Source organism: Streptomyces sp. NPDC008092, assembly GCF_042957285.1.
Taxonomy (GTDB): domain Bacteria; phylum Actinomycetota; class Actinomycetes; order Streptomycetales; family Streptomycetaceae; genus Streptomyces.
On the sequence record NZ_JBIBHY010000024.1, the window covers coordinates 103459 to 118760 of the forward strand.

15 protein-coding genes are annotated in these 15302 nt (G+C 72.6%); 12 read left to right on the forward strand and 3 right to left on the reverse strand.

Annotation, left to right across the window (positions count from 1 at the left end; translation table 11 throughout):
• Positions 1-112 precede the first annotated feature (112 nt).
• From ACFZB3_RS46685 to ACFZB3_RS46720, 8 genes are all read left to right on the forward strand, one after another.
• Positions 113-2380: a molybdopterin-dependent oxidoreductase gene (locus ACFZB3_RS46685; protein ID WP_391389319.1), complete on the forward strand. Its 2268-nt coding sequence runs from the start codon at positions 113-115 to the stop codon at positions 2378-2380.
• Between the two features lie 122 nt (positions 2381-2502).
• Positions 2503-3924: a citrate:proton symporter gene (locus ACFZB3_RS46690; RefSeq protein ID WP_391389321.1), complete on the forward strand. Its 1422-nt coding sequence runs from the start codon at positions 2503-2505 to the stop codon at positions 3922-3924.
• A gap of 72 nt (positions 3925-3996) precedes the next feature.
• Positions 3997-5241, forward strand: a complete 1245-nt coding sequence (locus ACFZB3_RS46695; protein WP_391389323.1) for an MFS transporter — start codon at positions 3997-3999, stop codon at positions 5239-5241.
• A 101-nt stretch (positions 5242-5342) separates the two neighbouring features.
• Positions 5343-6104 (forward strand): hypothetical protein, encoded by a 762-nt coding sequence (locus tag ACFZB3_RS46700; RefSeq protein ID WP_391389324.1) that lies wholly within the window; start codon positions 5343-5345, stop codon positions 6102-6104.
• A complete protein-coding gene (locus tag ACFZB3_RS46705; protein WP_391389326.1) occupies positions 6091-6747 on the forward strand; it encodes a class F sortase in 657 nt (218 codons plus the stop codon). The genes ACFZB3_RS46700 and ACFZB3_RS46705 overlap by 14 nt, the downstream gene beginning before the upstream one ends.
• A gap of 87 nt (positions 6748-6834) precedes the next feature.
• Positions 6835-7287, forward strand: a complete 453-nt coding sequence (locus ACFZB3_RS46710) for a DUF3574 domain-containing protein (RefSeq protein WP_391389328.1) — start codon at positions 6835-6837, stop codon at positions 7285-7287.
• A gap of 96 nt (positions 7288-7383) precedes the next feature.
• Positions 7384-8772, forward strand: coding sequence for an aldehyde dehydrogenase family protein (locus tag ACFZB3_RS46715; protein ID WP_391389330.1), 1389 nt, complete (start codon positions 7384-7386; stop codon positions 8770-8772).
• Between the two features lie 13 nt (positions 8773-8785).
• The gene (locus tag ACFZB3_RS46720; RefSeq protein WP_391389332.1) at positions 8786-9874 is read left to right on the forward strand and encodes a zinc-binding dehydrogenase; all 1089 of its coding nucleotides are present in this window, start codon (positions 8786-8788) and stop codon (positions 9872-9874) included.
• A gap of 7 nt (positions 9875-9881) precedes the next feature.
• Here the strand turns inward: ACFZB3_RS46720 and ACFZB3_RS46725 are convergent, their stop codons facing one another.
• Together ACFZB3_RS46725 and ACFZB3_RS46730 are read right to left on the reverse strand one after the other, a co-directional pair.
• Positions 9882-10829: an EamA family transporter gene (locus ACFZB3_RS46725; protein ID WP_391389334.1), complete on the reverse strand. Its 948-nt coding sequence runs from the start codon at positions 10827-10829 to the stop codon at positions 9882-9884.
• A 274-nt stretch (positions 10830-11103) separates the two neighbouring features.
• Positions 11104-11760 (reverse strand): TetR/AcrR family transcriptional regulator C-terminal domain-containing protein, encoded by a 657-nt coding sequence (locus ACFZB3_RS46730; protein WP_391389335.1) that lies wholly within the window; start codon positions 11758-11760, stop codon positions 11104-11106.
• Between the two features lie 61 nt (positions 11761-11821).
• Between ACFZB3_RS46730 and ACFZB3_RS46735 the strand changes: the two genes are divergently transcribed.
• The 3 genes from ACFZB3_RS46735 (at position 11822) to ACFZB3_RS46745 (ending at position 14055) form a co-directional block, all read left to right on the forward strand.
• Positions 11822-12973 (forward strand): acyl-CoA dehydrogenase family protein, encoded by a 1152-nt coding sequence (locus ACFZB3_RS46735; RefSeq protein WP_391389359.1) that lies wholly within the window; start codon positions 11822-11824, stop codon positions 12971-12973.
• 70 nt (positions 12974-13043) lie between these two features.
• Positions 13044-13331 (forward strand): YiaA/YiaB family inner membrane protein, encoded by a 288-nt coding sequence (locus ACFZB3_RS46740; RefSeq protein ID WP_093504975.1) that lies wholly within the window; start codon positions 13044-13046, stop codon positions 13329-13331.
• 100 nt (positions 13332-13431) lie between these two features.
• On the forward strand, positions 13432-14055 hold the full coding sequence (locus ACFZB3_RS46745) for a TetR family transcriptional regulator (protein WP_391389338.1): 624 nt from the start codon (positions 13432-13434) through the stop codon (positions 14053-14055).
• A gap of 13 nt (positions 14056-14068) precedes the next feature.
• Here ACFZB3_RS46745 and ACFZB3_RS46750 read toward each other — a convergent pair whose 3' ends face one another.
• A complete protein-coding gene (locus ACFZB3_RS46750; protein WP_390046111.1) occupies positions 14069-14530 on the reverse strand; it encodes a MaoC family dehydratase in 462 nt (153 codons plus the stop codon).
• Positions 14531-14651: 121 nt separating this feature from the next.
• Here ACFZB3_RS46750 and soxR point away from each other — a divergent pair, with 121 nt between their 5' ends.
• Entirely contained in the window at positions 14652-15116 is a 465-nt protein-coding gene (gene soxR / locus ACFZB3_RS46755; RefSeq protein ID WP_391389341.1) for a redox-sensitive transcriptional activator SoxR, read from the forward strand.
• Positions 15117-15302: the final 186 nt, after the last annotated feature.

The following is a 15302-nucleotide window of genomic DNA, read 5'->3' on the forward strand; positions in this document are numbered from 1 at the left end:
CCGGGTGATGCGCGTGCGCGCAGGTTTGCGACCTCACCCCCGCCAGGGGCTCCCCACTCGACATACCGATCGGTATGCTCGGGCCGAGTTCCGTGACTTCCGGGAGGCCCCCATGCCCCGCACCGCCCTGCGCATCTGCCCCCTGTGCGAGGCCACCTGCGGCCTGACCCTCAGCATCGAGGGCACCCGCGTCACCGGCGCCCGCGGCGACCGCGACGACGTGTTCAGCAAGGGGTTCATCTGCCCGAAGGGCGCCTCCTTCGGCGCCGTCGACGCCGACCCCGACCGGCTGCGCACCCCCCTCGTCCGCAGGGACGGCGAACTGCGCGAGGCCACCTGGGCGGAGGCCTTCGACGCGGTCGCCGCCGGGGTGCGGGGCGTCGTCGAGCGGTACGGCCCGGACTCCGTCGGGGTCGTCCTCGGCAACCCCAACGTCCACACCGTGGCCGGCGGCCTCTACCCGCAGGTCCTGGTCGGCGCCCTCGGCACCCGCAGCGTCTTCACCGCGTCCACCGTCGACCAGATGCCCAAGCACGTCTCCAGCGGACTGCTCTTCGGCGACGCCAACGCGATACCGGTGCCCGACCTCGACCACACCGACCACCTGCTCCTCATCGGCGCCAACCCCCTGGAGTCCAACGGCAGTCTGTGCACCGCCCCCGACTTCCCCGGCAAGCTCAAGGCGCTCAAGGCCCGCGGCGGCACCCTCACCGTCATCGACCCGCGCCGCACCCGCACCGCCAAGCTCGCCGACCGGCACATCGCCATCCGGCCCGGCGCCGACGCCCTGTTGCTCGCCGCGATGGCCCAAGTCCTCTTCGAGGAGGACCTGGTGGACCTCGGCCACCTCGCCCCGCACATCGACGGGCTCGACGAACTCCGCGCCGAACTGGGCGACTTCACCCCGGACGCGGTCGCCGACGCCACGGACGTCGACGCCGGCACCATCCGCGTCCTCGCCCGCGAACTCGCCGCCGCCCCCACCGCCGCCGTCTACGCCCGGATCGGCAGCTGCACCGTCCCGCACGGCACCCTCGCCAGCTGGCTCGTCGACGTCCTCAACATCCTCACCGGCAACCTCGACCGGCCCGGCGGCGCGCTCTTCCCGCTGGCCGCCACCGACCGGACCCCGCGCCCCGCCGGGCCCGGGCGCGGCTTCGCGCTCGGCCGCTGGCACTCCCGGGTCAGCCGGCACCCCGAGGCGAAGGGCGAGTTGCCGCTCTCCGCGCTCGCCGAGGAGATCGACACCGCGACGCCCGAGGGCGAGCCGATCCGGGCGCTGATCGCCATCGCCACCAACCCCGTCCTCTCCGCCCCGGACGGCGACCGCCTCGACAAGGCCCTGGACTCCCTCGACTTCATGGTCAGCGTCGACCCCTACCTCAACGAGACCGCCCGCCACGCCGACGTCGTGCTGCCCCCGCCGCCGCCCTCGCAGAGCCCGCACCACGACTTCGCCTTCAACACCCTCGCCGTACGCAACCAGGTCCGCTACTCCCGCCCCGCCGTCCCGCTGGAGCCCGGCCGGATGGCCGAGACCGAGATCCACGCCCGGCTGATCCTCGCGGCCGGCGGCATGCACGGCGCCGAACCGTCCGCCGTGGACGACATGGTCATCGGCCAGACCCTGGGGAAGGCGGTCCGCGAGACCCACTCGCCCGTGCACGGCCGGGACCCGCAGGAACTCGCCGGGCTGCTCACCGGGGACACCGGCCCCGAGCGCCGGCTCGACCTGATGCTGCGCCTCGGCCCCTACGGCGACGGCTTCGGCGTCCGGCCCGACGGCCTCACCCTGGAGCAGCTGCTCGCCCACCCGCACGGCATCGACCTCGGGCCCCTCACCTCCCGCCTCCCGCAGCCGCTGAAGACCAGGAGCGGCAAGGCCGAACTGCTGCCCCGGCCCCTCGCCGACGACCTGCCCCGGCTGCGCGCGGCCCTCGGCACCAGCCCCGCGGCCCTCGTCCTCGTCGGCCGCCGCCACCTGCGCTCCAACAACAGCTGGATGCACAACGTGCCCGCCCTCACCGGCGGCACCAACCGCTGCACCCTGCACATCCACCCCGAGGACGCCGAACGGCTCGGCGTGCGCGACGGCGCCGACGTACGCGTCAAGGGCGCCGGCGGCGAGGTGGTCACCCCCGCCGAGGTCACCGACGGCGTCCGGCCCGGCGTCGTCAGCCTCCCGCACGGCTGGGGCCACGACCGCCCCGGCACCCGGCTCAGCCACGCCGCCACCGCCCCCGGCGTCAACGTCAACCAGCTCCTCGACGGCAGCCTGCTCGACCCGCTGTCCGGCAACGCCGTCCTCAACGGCATCCCCATCGAGGTGACCGCCGAAGTGGCCGCCGAGGTGACCGCCGAAGTGGCCGCAACCCCGTGACCTGGACTTTCGCGCTTATTGCTCGCGTGTCAACGTCTTGTTAACGACGTTTGACGCGACCTAACGTCGTCGCACCGCCGGCCCTGGTGGGAGTTCAAGGGCGAACGTTAGGTAATCCACTCATGCTGACCATCCTCGGCTTCGCCATGATCGCGACCTTCCTGGTCCTGATCATGCTGAAGAAGATGTCGCCGATCGCGGCGCTCGTGCTGATCCCCGCACTGTTCTGCGTGGTCGTCGGCAAGGGTGCCCACCTCGGCGACTACGTCATCGACGGCGTCACCAGCCTCGCGCCCACCGCGGCGATGCTCATGTTCGCGATCGTCTACTTCGGTGTGATGATCGACGTCGGCCTCTTCGACCCGGTCGTCAAGGGGATCCTGAGGTTCTGCAAGGCCGACCCGCTGCGGATCGTCGTCGGTACGGCCGTACTCGCCGCGATCGTCTCGCTGGACGGCGACGGCTCCACCACCTTCATGATCACCGTCTCGGCGATGTACCCGCTGTACAAGCGCCTGAAGATGAGCCTGGTCGTGATGACCGGTGTCGCCGCGATGGCCAACGGCGTGATGAACACCCTGCCCTGGGGCGGCCCCACCGCCCGCGCCGCGACCGCGCTCAAGCTGGACGCGAGCGACATCTTCGTGCCGATGATCCCCGCGCTGGCCACGGGTCTGCTGTTCGTCTTCGCCCTCGCCTACGTCCTCGGCCGCCGCGAGCGCAAGCGGCTCGGCGTGCTGACGCTGGACGAGGCGCTGGTGGAGGACCCGCAGACGGAGACCGTCCTGGTCGGTGCCGGTGCCGGTGCCGGTGCCGGAAGCGGCAAGGGTGCCCGGAGCGTCGGCGGGTCCGGCAGCGGCACCGGCGGCGCGGACCCGGCCGACGAGCCGGAGGCCGACGGCTTCCAGGGCCTCGACCCGCACCGCGAGACCCTGCGGCCCAGGCTGTACTGGTTCAACGCGCTGCTCACGGTCGCCCTGCTCACCGCCATGATCATGGAGTGGCTGCCGATCCCGGTGCTGTTCCTGCTCGGCGCGGCCCTGGCCCTCACCGTCAACTACCCGCAGATGCCCGCTCAGCGGGCCCGGATCGCCGCGCACGCCGAGAACGTCCTCAACGTCTCCGGCATGGTCTTCGCCGCCGCCGTCTTCACCGGCGTCCTCCAGGGCACCGGCATGGTCGACCACATGGCCGACTGGCTGGTCGGCAACATCCCCGACGGCATGGGCCCGCACATGGCCCTCGTCACCGGCGTGCTGAGCATCCCGCTCACGTACTTCATGTCGAACGACGGCTTCTACTTCGGCATCCTCCCGGTGCTCGCCGAGGCCGGGCAGGCGCACGGCGTCCCCGCGGTGGAGATCGCCCGCGCCTCGATCGTCGGCCAGCCGCTGCACATGTCCAGCCCGCTGGTGCCCGCCGTCTACGTCCTGGTCGGCATGGCCAAGGTCGAGTTCGGCGACCACACGCGGTTCGTCGTGAAGTGGGCTGCGCTGACTTCGGTGGTGGTGCTCGGGGCGGGGATCCTGTTCGGTGTCATGTGACATAGCACTCAGCGCTATGTGACATGGCACCGGGCGGGGGAAGTATGTGACATACCACTGGGAGGTTTCACCATGGCGCCCGGCAGGAACCGCCGCTGGCTGCTCCGTCTCGTCATCGCCTTCGGCTTCGCGCAGGGCGCCGTCTCGATGGCCCGCCCCGCCGTCTCCTACCGGGCGCTCGCCCTCGGCGCCGACGAACGGGCCGTCGGTGTCCTCGCGGGTGTCTACGCCCTGCTCCCGCTGTTCGCCGCCGTACCGCTCGGGCGCCGTACCGACCACGGCCGCTGCGCACCCCTGCTGCCCGTCGGCGTCGTCCTGATATCCGGCGGCTGCGCGCTCAGCGGACTCGCCAACTCCCTCTGGGCGATGGCCCTGTGGAGCGGGGTGATGGGCCTCGGCCATCTCTGCTTCGTGATCGGCGCGCAGTCGCTGGTGGCCCGCCAGTCGGCGCCGCACGAACAGGACCGCAACTTCGGCCACTTCACCATCGGCGCCTCACTGGGCCAGCTGGTCGGGCCGATCGCCGCGGGGGCCGTCATCGGCGCGCCGGACATGGCGGGGACGAGTGCGCTCGCGCTGGTGGTGGCGGGTGCGGGGGCGGCGGTCGCGTTCACGTCGCTGTGGCGGATCGAGGACCGTACGGCGGTCGCGTCGGGTCCGGCGGCGGGGGACCGGGTGCCGGTGGGCCGCATCCTGCGGGCCCGGGGGGTGCCCGCCGGCATGCTGATCAGCCTCTCGGTGCTGTCCGCGACCGACATCCTGACCGCGTATCTTCCCGTGGTCGGCGAGCACCGGGACATCTCCCCGGCCGTGGTCGGCGTGCTGCTCAGTGTGCGGGCGGGGGCGACGATCGCCTGCCGGCTCGTCCTCACACCGCTGCTGCGGCTGCTCGGGCGGCCGCTGCTGCTGACGGTGACCTGCTTCCTGGCGGCCGTGCTGTGTGCGGGGATCGCGGTCCCGGTGCCGGTGTGGGCGCTGGCCCTGATGCTCGCCGTACTCGGCTTCTGCCTGGGGGTCGGGCAGCCGCTGTCGATGACGACGGTCGTCCAGGCCGCGCCCGAGGGCGCCCGTTCGACGGCGCTCGCGCTGCGGCTGACCGGCAACCGGCTGGGACAGGTGGCCGCGCCGGCCGGGGCGGGGCTGCTGGCGGGAGTGGCCGGGGTGGCCGCGCCGTTCGTGATGCTGGGGGCGTTGTTGCTGGTGTCGGCGGGGGTTGCGGTGCGCTCGCCGGGGGCTGCGGGACAGGGCGGGGGCGCGGGTGCGGTGCCGTCGACGCGGCGGAAGGGCCCGGCGTTGCGCCGCACGAGCGATATCTGACGGCGCGTCGGACGTGGATGCCGCGGGTCGTGGAGTGCATGGGTGACAGTCCAGACGAAAGGTCGATTTGTATGAAAATCATCTAACTCGGAGGAGCTTGCATGGTCACGCTCACACATCCACGCACCGCCGGTTCCCGTGCGGGCGCCACCGTCGTCCTCACCGCCCTCGCCGCGGCGGGAGCGTCGTGGGTGGCGGCTCCGAACGCGGCAGCCGTGGGGGAGAACGGCGACATCAGGCTCCACCGCGTGGGCGTGCCCTTCGGCGTCTCGAAGGACGACCCGCTGGTCTGCAAGTTCTACCTCGACGCCGTCAACTTCGACATCCTGCGCACGATCGACTACACCATCACCCCGCAGCCCCCGCTGCCCACCGCCGCCAGCGTCACCGGCAGCATCCAGCTCGCCGGAGGCGCCGGTCACACCGACCCGCTGGGGCTGGCCGACGGGCAGTACCGGCTCACGTGGATCGTGAACGGTGCGAACAAGGAGAAGATCTTCCGGGTCAACTGCCACGACGGCAGGCAGGACGGGGCGCAGGACCAGAACGGCCAGAACGGTCCGAACGGCCAGGACGGCCCGAACGACCAGAACGGCGGCCCGAACGGCGGTTCGAACGACCAGGGCGGTCAGGGCGGTCAGAACGGGCAGATCCAGGACGGCCAGCGGAGCGACTCCTCCTGGGGGCAGGGCGGTGACGACCACAACGGCCCGCAGGGCGGTGTGCACGCGGGCGGCGGCGGCATCGCCGACACGACGGCCGCGTTCTCGCCCGTGGCCGCGGCCACGGCCGTCACCCTGGTCGCCGCCAGCGGCGTGGTGTACGTCCGGCTGATCCGCCGTCGCCCCCATGGCGCCGCGTAGGCGCAGACGCAGGCCCTGGTACCGGACCCGTGCCTACCGCCTCGTCAGGACGGCGCTGCTGGCGATCGTCCTGGTGACAGTGGTCCGGTGGTGGGGGCACGACGGGTCGGCCGCGCCGGACGGGTCGGACGCCCTCGCGGCGGCCGGCCCGGGCGCGGACGACTCCGGGCCCCCGCCCCGCCCGCTCTCCCGGTCCCGGCCCACGTCGATGAGCATCCCGTTTCTGGGTGTCGACGCGCCGGTGATCGGGGTCCGGCTCGACCGGGGCCGGCAGCTGGAGACACCGCCGGTGGACGACCCGAAGCTGATCGGCTGGTTCCAGGGCGGCGCCACGCCGGGCGAGTCCGGCCTCGCGATCGCCGTCGGCCACCGCGACACCAGGACGGGACCCGCCGTCTTCGCGGCGCTCGCCCAGGTCAAGCCCGGCAAGCGGATCGACGCCCGGCGCGCGGACGGCCGTACCGCCGTGTACACCGTGGACCGGGTGAAGGTCTACGACAAGGCCGGCTTCCCCGACAAGGAGGTGTACGGCCCGACCAGGCGCCCCGAACTCCGCGTGATCACCTGCGGCGGCCTCTTCAGCCGGCGGACGGGCTACACCAGCAACGTGGTGGTCTTCGCCCACCTGACCGCGACGAAATGACCCGTGGGGGACCGCATCTCGACCTGGACGAGTGAACCCGGGCGGGAATCGGGGACCTGGGAGGGGCGGCGCCTCTAGGAAGGAGGCATGGGCACTCACTCCCTCCGCAACCGGTCGGCCCTCGCCGTGGCCGGCGTCCTGCTGGCCGGCGTTCCGACCGCGTTCACGGCACTCGCCGACGACCATCACTCCGCCGCGCCGGCGCGTGGCAAGCCGTACATCGAGACCAGGCTGCTCTTCGGCACCGCCCGCCCGGACGGCGGACCGGCGGTCACCGACCGGCAGTTCACGGCCTTCGTCGACAAGGAGGTCACCCCGGACTTCCCCGACGGGCTCACCGTGCTGAACGGGCGCGGGCAGTGGCGGGACGCGCACGGGACGATCGAGAAGGAGCGGTCGTACGTGCTGGTCCTGCTGTATCCGGAGGCGGCGGCGAAGGGCGGCGGCCGGAAGATCGAGGAGATCCGGCGGGCCTACGAGAAGGCCTTCGCGCAGGAGAGCGTGGGCAGGGTGGACGAGCAGGCCCAGGTCGACTTCTGATGGCCCCGAAGCGGGTCCCGGGGCACGTCTGGCGCGCTAAAACTATCGCCGCTAGTTTGTGACTCGGACGACGCAGCCCCGCCGGGAGGAAGCAGCATGAAGGCACACGACGGCCTGTACATCGACGGCGCCTGGCGCGCCGCCGAGAGCCGGGACGTGATCGAGGTCGTGAACCCGGTCGACGAGCAGGTCGTCGGCCGGGTCCCGGCGGGCGGCGCGCTGGACGTCGACACCGCCGTACGCGCCGCCCGTGCCGCCCTCCCGGTCTGGGCCGCCACCCCGCCCGCCGAGCGGGCCGCCCGGCTCGCCGCGCTGCGCGACGCGCTCGCGGCCCGGAAGGACGAGATCGCCGAGACGGTCACCGCCGAACTGGGGTCGCCGCCGCAGTTCTCCCAGGCGGTCCACGCGGGCGTGCCGATCGCGGTCGCCGGCTCGTACGCCGAACTGGCGGCCACCCACCCCTTCGAGGAGAAGGTCGGCAACTCCACCGTCTACCAGGAACCGGTGGGCGTGGTCGGCGCGATCACCCCCTGGAACTACCCGCTGCACCAGATCGTCGCCAAGGTCGCCCCGGCGCTCGCCGCGGGCTGCTCGGTCGTGCTGAAGCCCGCCGAGAACACGCCGCTCACCGCCCAGCTGTTCGCGGAGGCGGTGCACGAAGCGGGCTTCCCGGCAGGCGTGTTCAACCTGGTCACCGGCCTCGGCCCGGTCGCCGGGCAGGCTCTCGCCGAGCACCCGGGTGTCGACCTGGTCTCCTTCACCGGCTCCACGGCCGTCGGCAGACAGATCGGCGCGGTGGCCGGGGCCGCAGTGAAGAAGGTCGCCCTCGAACTGGGCGGCAAGTCCGCGAACGTCATCCTGCCGAGCGCCGACCTCGCCAGGGCCGTCAACGTCGGCGTGGCCAACGTGATGTCCAACTCCGGCCAGACGTGCAGCGCCTGGACCCGGATGCTGGTGCACGCCGACCGGTACGAGGAGGCGGTGGAGCTGGCGGCCACGGCGGCCGCGAAGTACGGCGAGCGGATCGGGCCGGTGGTCAGCGCCAGGCAGCAGGCCCGGGTGCGCGGTTACATCGAGAAGGGCATCGCGGAGGGCGCCCGGCTGGTCGCCGGCGGTCCCGAGTCACCGCACGAGCAGGGCTACTTCGTCAGCCCGACCGTCTTCGCCGACGTCACCCCCGAGATGACGATCGCGCAGGAGGAGATCTTCGGCCCGGTCCTGTCGATCCTGCGCTACACCGACGAGGACGACGCCCTGCGCATCGCCAACGGCACGGTCTACGGGCTCGCGGGCGCCGTCTGGGCCGGGGACGAGGCGGAGGCGGTGGCCTTCGCCCGCCGGATGGACACCGGTCAGGTCGACATCAACGGCGGACGTTTCAACCCCCTTGCCCCGTTCGGCGGTTACAAGCAGTCGGGCGTCGGCCGCGAACTGGGTGCGCACGGCCTCGCCGAGTACCTCCAGACCAAGTCCCTGCAGTTCTGAGGAGGCCGCTGCGATGACATTCACGGTCCGAGCCGCCGTACTGCCCGCCGTGGGCGCCCCGCTGGCGGTCACCGCCGTCGAACTCCCGGACCCCGGCCCCGGACAGGTCCGGGTCCGCCTCGCCGCCGCCGGTGTCTGCCACTCCGACCTCTCCCTGTCCGACGGCACCATGCGGGTGCCGGTCCCGGCGGTCCTCGGCCACGAGGGCGCGGGCACCGTGGCGGCCGTGGGGGAGGGCGTCACCCGTCTCTCGCCCGGTGACCCGGTGGTCCTCAACTGGGCCCCTTCCTGCGGAAGTTGCCACGCCTGCGCGCTGGGCGAGGTCTGGCTCTGCGCCAACGCGCTGAACGGCTCCGCCGAGGTCTACGCCCGCACCGCGGACGGCACCGACCTGCACCCCGGCCTGAACGTGGCGGCCTTCGCCGAGGAGACCGTGGTCCCCGAGTCCTGCGTCCTCCCGCTCCCGGCCGGCATCCCGCTCACCGACGCCGCCCTCCTCGGCTGCGCGGTCCTCACCGGCTACGGGGCCGTCCACCACTCGGCGCGGGTCCGCGAGGGCGAGACGGTGGCGGTGTTCGGTGTCGGCGGGGTGGGCCTGGCCACCGTCCAGGCGGCCCGGATCGCGGGCGCCTCCCGGATCATCGCGGTGGACGTCTCACCGGAGAAGGAAGCGCTGGCGCGGGCGGCGGGCGCCACGGACTACGTCCTCGCCTCCGACACCACGCCCCGCGCGATCCGCTCCCTCACCGGCAAGCAGGGCGTCGACGTCGCCGTGGAGTGCGTGGGCCGCGCGGTCAGCATCCGCGCGGCCTGGGAGTCCACCCGCCGGGGCGGCCGTACGACGGTGGTCGGCATCGGAGCCAGGACCGAACAGGTCACCTTCAACGCCCTGGAGCTCTTCCACTGGGGCCGCACCCTCTCCGGCTGCGTCTACGGCAACTCGGACCCGGCCCGCGACCTGCCGCTGCTCGCCGAACACGTCCGGGCGGGCCGCCTGGACCTCGGCGCGCTGGTGACCGAACGGATCGCGCTGGCGGACATCCCGGTCGCCTTCGAGAACATGCTGGCGGGCAAGGGCGGCCGGGCGCTGGTCGTCTTCTGACTGGCCGTCACGGCACCTGCTCGGAACGGGGCTCCCCGGCCGTGGTCACGGCCCGGGGAGCGTCCGCCCGCGCCGCCCGGGACCGGGACACGGCCACACCGGCCAGGCACACCACCCCGCCCGCCAGGGTGACCGGCCCCGGGACCTCGCCGAGGGCCAGCCACGACATCAGCACCACCAGCGCCGGCACGGCGTACGTCGTCGCGCCCATCCGGCTGGCAGTGGTCCTGGCCAGGGCATACGCCCAGGTCGTGAAGGCGAGCGCGGTCGGGAAGACACCGAGATACACCATGTTGAGGGTGGCGGACAGGGGAGCGTCGGCCGCCTGCCGCACCAGCTGCCCGGCGAACGGCAGACAGGCGACGGCGCCGACCAGGCACCCGTACGTCGTGACCTGGAGCGCGCTCGCCCGGGCCAGCGCGGGCTTCTGGGAGACGACACCGGCCGCGTAGGCGACCGCCGCGAGCAGGCACAGCACCACCCCCAGCACCGAGGAGCCGCCTCCGCCGGCCATCGACAGCCCCACGGTCACGGCGCCCGCGAAGGACACCGCCATCCCCGCGAGCAGCCGGGGCGGCATGGGGTCACCGAGCAGCCGGGCTCCGAGCAGGGCGATCAGCAGGGGGCCGACGTTCACCACGAGGGCGGCCGTCCCGGCGTCCACCTGCTGCTCACCCCAGTTCAGCACGACCATGTAGAAGCCGAACCACAGCACGCCGGACAGCGCGATGCCGCGCCACGCGGACCTGGGCGGCAGCCCTTCGCGCCGCACGACACACAGGAGCCCGAGCACGGCCGCCCCGGACAGCAGCCGGCCGAGGGCGAGCGCGCCGGGGGAGTAGAAGTCGCCCGCGCTGCGGATCGACACGAACGCCGACGCCCAGAGCACGACGGCGACGACGGCTGCGGCGACGGGGAGGAGGCGGTGCGGAGTGGTAGCGGCGGGCTTGTTCATGTGGTCGAGGGTAAGGAGGCGGGGCGGGCCGGGGCTGGCGGATTTCGGACGGGTGGGTCGGGGCTGAGGGCCGGGGGAGGGGACGCTCACCGGCGCTGGCCGGGCGCCACCCGCGCCCACCCGTGCCGCCCCAGCGGCACGACTGCCCGCGGCTGAGAAGCTGCGACGCCGCCCGCGGCTTTGAGACGCGGCCGCTGCAGCGCCCCTTCAGGGGCGCGGGGAACTGTGCGACCAGCCCCCACGCGCCCGCAGCCGAAGCCGGGCCGAACCACCCCTACGCGGTCCCCCGCACTCGCGGAAACTGCTCCTGCAACCCGTCCAGCAACGCCCGCAACCCCGTCTCGAACGCCCGCTCGTCGATCTTCTCCTGGCGTTCCGAGAGGAGATGCGCCTGGCCCAGGTGCGGATAGTCGGCCGGATCGTACGCGCTCGCGTCGTCCACGAAGCCCCCGGCGAACGACCCCAGCGCCGACCCCATGATGAAGTACCGCATCAGCGCCCCGATCGACGTCGCCTGCGCCGGCGGCCACCCCGCGTCCACCATCGCGCCGTAGACCACGTCGGCGAGCCGCAGGCCCGCCGGGCGGCGGCCGGGTCCCCGGGCGAGGACCGGGACGATGTTCGGGTGGGCCCGCAGTGCCGCCCGGTAGGACACCGCCCAGTCGTGCAGCGCGGTCCGCCAGTCCCGCCCGCCGTCGTGCCCGAATTCTTCGAACATCGACAGGTCGACCTGCGCGCTGACCGAGTCCGCGACCGCCTCCAGGATCTCGTCCTTGGTGCGGAAGTGGTTGTAGAGCGAGGGCCCGCTCACCCCCAGTTCGGCGGCGAGCCGGCGGGTGGAGACAGCCGCCAGGCCCTCCGCGTCCACGAGTTCCCGGGCCGCCCGGACGATCCGGTCGGTGCTGAGGAGGGGCTTGCGCGGTCGGGCCATGGCGCACATAGTAGGGCCGGGGAAAGAAACTAGCAGTGCTAATTTAAAGGGTGATCACATGGTGAACCTGGGGCTCAGCGAGGAGCAGACCGCCGTACGGCAGCTCGCCCGGGACTTCGTCGACCGCGAGATCACCCCGAACGTGATCGCCTGGGACCGCGCCGAGGAGGTCGACCGGGGGATCGTGAAGAAGCTCGGCGAGGTCGGCTTCCTGGGTCTGACCGTCGACGAGGAGTACGGCGGCTCGGGCGGCGACCATCTCGCGTACTGCCTGGTGACGGAGGAGCTGGGCCGGGGGGACTCCTCGGTCCGCGGGATCGTCTCCGTGTCCCTGGGGCTGGTCGCCAAGACCGTCGCCGCCTGGGGCACCGAGGAGCAGAAGCGGCGCTGGCTGCCGGGGCTCACCTCCGGCTCGTACGTCGGCTGCTTCGGCCTCACCGAACCCGGCACCGGCTCCGACGCGGGCAACCTCACCACCCGTGCCGTTCGCGAAGGCGACGACTACGTCGTCAACGGCGCCAAGATGTTCATCACCAACGGCACCTGGGCCGACGTCGTCCTGCTCTTCGCCCGCTCCACCGACGCCCCCGGCCACAAGGGCGTCTCCGCGTTCCTGGTGCCGGCCGACACGCCCGGCCTCACCCGCCGCCCCCTGCACGGCAAGCTCGGCCTGCGCGGCCAGGCCACCGCCGAGCTAGTCCTGGAGGACGTCCGGGTCCCCGCCGCCGCGATGCTCGGCCCGGAGGGCAAGGGCTTCTCGGTCGCCATGTCCGCGCTCGCCAAGGGGCGGATGTCGGTCGCCGCCGGCTGCGTCGGGATAGCCCAGGCCGCCCTGGACGCGGCCGTGCGCTACGCCGGGGAGCGCGAGCAGTTCGGCACGCCGATCGCCGGGCACCAGCTCGTCCAGGAACTCATCAGCGACATCGCCGTCGACGTGGACGCGGCCCGGCTGCTGACCTGGCGGGTCGCCGACCTGATCGACCGGGGGCTGCCGTTCGCCACCGAGTCCTCCAAGGCCAAGCTCTTCGCCTCCGAGGCCGCCGTGCGCGCCGCCAACAACGCCCTCCAGGTCTTCGGCGGCTACGGCTACATCGACGAGTACCCGGCCGGCAAACTCCTGCGCGACGCCCGCGTGATGACCCTCTACGAGGGCACCAGCCAGATCCAGAAACTCCTCATCGGGCGGGCACTGACGGGCGTCTCGGCGTTCTGAGTACGTCCCTGAGTACGGGGAGAGTAGCCGGACGGATGTGGCGCGGACTGCGTCGGCCGATGCTCTACCCATGAGCGACACACCGGTCAGACACCAGAACACGGCCGCCTTCTACGGACAGGCCGTCGCCTCCTTCGCCCTCGCCCTGACGGCCACCGCCATCGGCATCTTCCGGCTGCACGCCGACGCCTGGGTCCGCGGCTTCCTCGGCATCGCCGTGCTCTACCTCGTCACCTCCGCCTTCACGCTCGCGAAGGTCGTCCGCGACCGCCAGGAGGCCGGGCAGATCGTCAGCCGCGTCGACCAGGCCAGGCTGGAGAAGCTGCTCGCCGAGCACGACCCCTTCGAGAAGCTCTGAGCCCCCTGCCGCCCGGGAAAAGCTCTGAGCGGGCACACTAAGCGCTCGCTCAGCCGGGGCGGTATGGTGGAGCTCCGGTATCGAGAGGGGCGAGCGAGCGATGAGTACGGCGGAGGAGACGACCGGCGGCGAGGTCGAGCCGTGGGAAGAGGTCACCCCTGACGCGGCCAGGCGGCTGCTGGTCGCCGCCGTGGAGGCCTTCGCCGAGCGCGGCTACCACGCCACCACCACCCGCGACATCGCGGGCCGGGCCGGCATGAGCCCCGCCGCGCTCTACATCCACTACAAGACCAAGGAAGAGCTGCTCCACCGGATCAGCCGCATCGGTCACGACAAGGCCCTGGAGATCCTCCAGACGGCCGCCCGGCGCGAGGGCACCGCCACCGAGCGGCTCGCCGACGCCGTCGGCTCCTTCGTCCGCTGGCACGCCGGGCGGCGCACCACCGCCCGGGTCGTGCAGTACGAGCTCGACGCCCTCGGCCCCGACGCCCGCGCGGAGATCCTGGACCTGCGCCGCCAGGTCGACGCCGAGGTGCGCGGGATCATCCAGGAGGGCGTCGCCTCCGGCGAGTTCGACGTCATCGACGTGCACGGCACCACCCTCGCGGTGCTGTCGCTCTCCATTGACGTCGCCCGCTGGTTCAACGTCAACGGTCCCCGGACCCCGGAGGAGGTCGGCGCGCTCTACGCCGACCTCGTGCTGCGGATGGTCGGGGCCAAGTAGCGGCCCCCCACCCTCAGAGGTAGTACCGGGACACCGACTCCGCGACGCAGACCGGCTTGTCGCCGCCCTCGCGCTCCACGCTGAAGGCGACCGTCACCTGCACGCCGCCCGTGACGTCCTCCACGCCGGTGATCTTCGCGGTGGCGCGCAGCCGGGAGCCGACCGGGACGGGGGCGGGGAAGCGGACCTTGTTGGTGCCGTAGTTCACGCCCATCTTCACGCCCTCGACCGTGATCAGCTGGGGGCCGAAGAGCGGGAGCAGCGACAGGGTCAGGTAGCCGTGCGCGATGGTCGTGCCGAACGGTCCCGCGGCCGCCTTCTCCGGGTCGACGTGGATCCACTGGTGGTCGCCGGTCGCGTCCGCGAACAGGTCGATCCGCTTCTGGTCGACCTCCAGCCAGTCGGTGTAGCCCAGCTGCTCGCCCACGGCCGCCTTCAGCTCGTCGGGGGAGGTGAAGATCCTCGGTTCTGCCATGTTGCCGGCCCTCTCGCACTCACGGGTCACGCATGCATTGTCTAAGCAACTGCTTAGCATGGTCCGGTGTGAGCCCCCTGTCAACGGACCGCGACCGGCACCGGTGGGTAGGCTCTGCGGGGTGCCGCAGATTCCCGAGAAGATTCACGAGCTATCCGTGGGCCAGCTGGCCGCGCGCAGCGGCGCCGCCGTCTCCGCGCTGCACTTCTACGAGTCCAAGGGCCTCATCAGCAGTCGGCGGACCTCCGGCAACCAGCGCCGCTACACCCGAGACACGCTGCGCCGGGTGGCCTTCGTCCGGGCGGCGCAGCGCGTCGGCATCCCCCTCGCGACGATCCGCGAGGCCCTCGCGGAACTCCCCGAGGAACGCACCCCGACCAGGGAGGACTGGGCCCGCCTCTCGGCTGCCTGGCGCGCGGAACTGGACGAGCGCATCAGGCAGCTGAACCGGCTCCGCGACCACCTGACCGACTGCATCGGCTGCGGGTGCCTGTCCTTGAGCAGCTGCGTCCTGTCCAACCCGGACGACGCGATCGGCCAACGCCTGGCGGGCTCACGCCTCCTGCCGGAGAGGGGACGGCCGTAGTTCGGGTGCGGGTGGCTGGGGGTTGCTCGCGCAGTTCCTCCCCCAGCCTTCGGCCGGGGGTACCCCCAGCGCCCCTGAAAGACAAAGACACAGCTGCGGGCAGGCGTGCCGCAGGGCGGCACGGGTGGGCGCTGGGGGTCCCCCCGGCCGAAGGCTGGGGGAGGCACCCTGCCAGCGCCGGTAAGC

Excerpts from the sequence above, each read along its gene's own strand:
- ACFZB3_RS46685 (WP_391389319.1), top strand. The coding sequence starts at position 113 with ATGCCCCGCACCGCCCTGCGCATCTGCCCCCTGTGCGAGGCCACCTGC.
- ACFZB3_RS46690 (WP_391389321.1), top strand. The coding sequence starts at position 2,503 with ATGCTGACCATCCTCGGCTTCGCCATGATCGCGACCTTCCTGGTCCTG.
- ACFZB3_RS46695 (WP_391389323.1), top strand. The coding sequence starts at position 3,997 with ATGGCGCCCGGCAGGAACCGCCGCTGGCTGCTCCGTCTCGTCATCGCC.
- ACFZB3_RS46700 (WP_391389324.1), top strand. The coding sequence starts at position 5,343 with ATGGTCACGCTCACACATCCACGCACCGCCGGTTCCCGTGCGGGCGCC.
- ACFZB3_RS46705 (WP_391389326.1), top strand. The coding sequence starts at position 6,091 with ATGGCGCCGCGTAGGCGCAGACGCAGGCCCTGGTACCGGACCCGTGCC.
- ACFZB3_RS46710 (WP_391389328.1), top strand. The coding sequence starts at position 6,835 with ATGGGCACTCACTCCCTCCGCAACCGGTCGGCCCTCGCCGTGGCCGGC.
- ACFZB3_RS46715 (WP_391389330.1), top strand. The coding sequence starts at position 7,384 with ATGAAGGCACACGACGGCCTGTACATCGACGGCGCCTGGCGCGCCGCC.
- ACFZB3_RS46720 (WP_391389332.1), top strand. The coding sequence starts at position 8,786 with ATGACATTCACGGTCCGAGCCGCCGTACTGCCCGCCGTGGGCGCCCCG.
- ACFZB3_RS46725 (WP_391389334.1), bottom strand. The coding sequence starts at position 10,829 with ATGAACAAGCCCGCCGCTACCACTCCGCACCGCCTCCTCCCCGTCGCC.
- ACFZB3_RS46730 (WP_391389335.1), bottom strand. The coding sequence starts at position 11,760 with ATGGCCCGACCGCGCAAGCCCCTCCTCAGCACCGACCGGATCGTCCGG.
- ACFZB3_RS46740 (WP_093504975.1), top strand. The coding sequence starts at position 13,044 with ATGAGCGACACACCGGTCAGACACCAGAACACGGCCGCCTTCTACGGA.
- ACFZB3_RS46745 (WP_391389338.1), top strand. The coding sequence starts at position 13,432 with ATGAGTACGGCGGAGGAGACGACCGGCGGCGAGGTCGAGCCGTGGGAA.
- ACFZB3_RS46750 (WP_390046111.1), bottom strand. The coding sequence starts at position 14,530 with ATGGCAGAACCGAGGATCTTCACCTCCCCCGACGAGCTGAAGGCGGCC.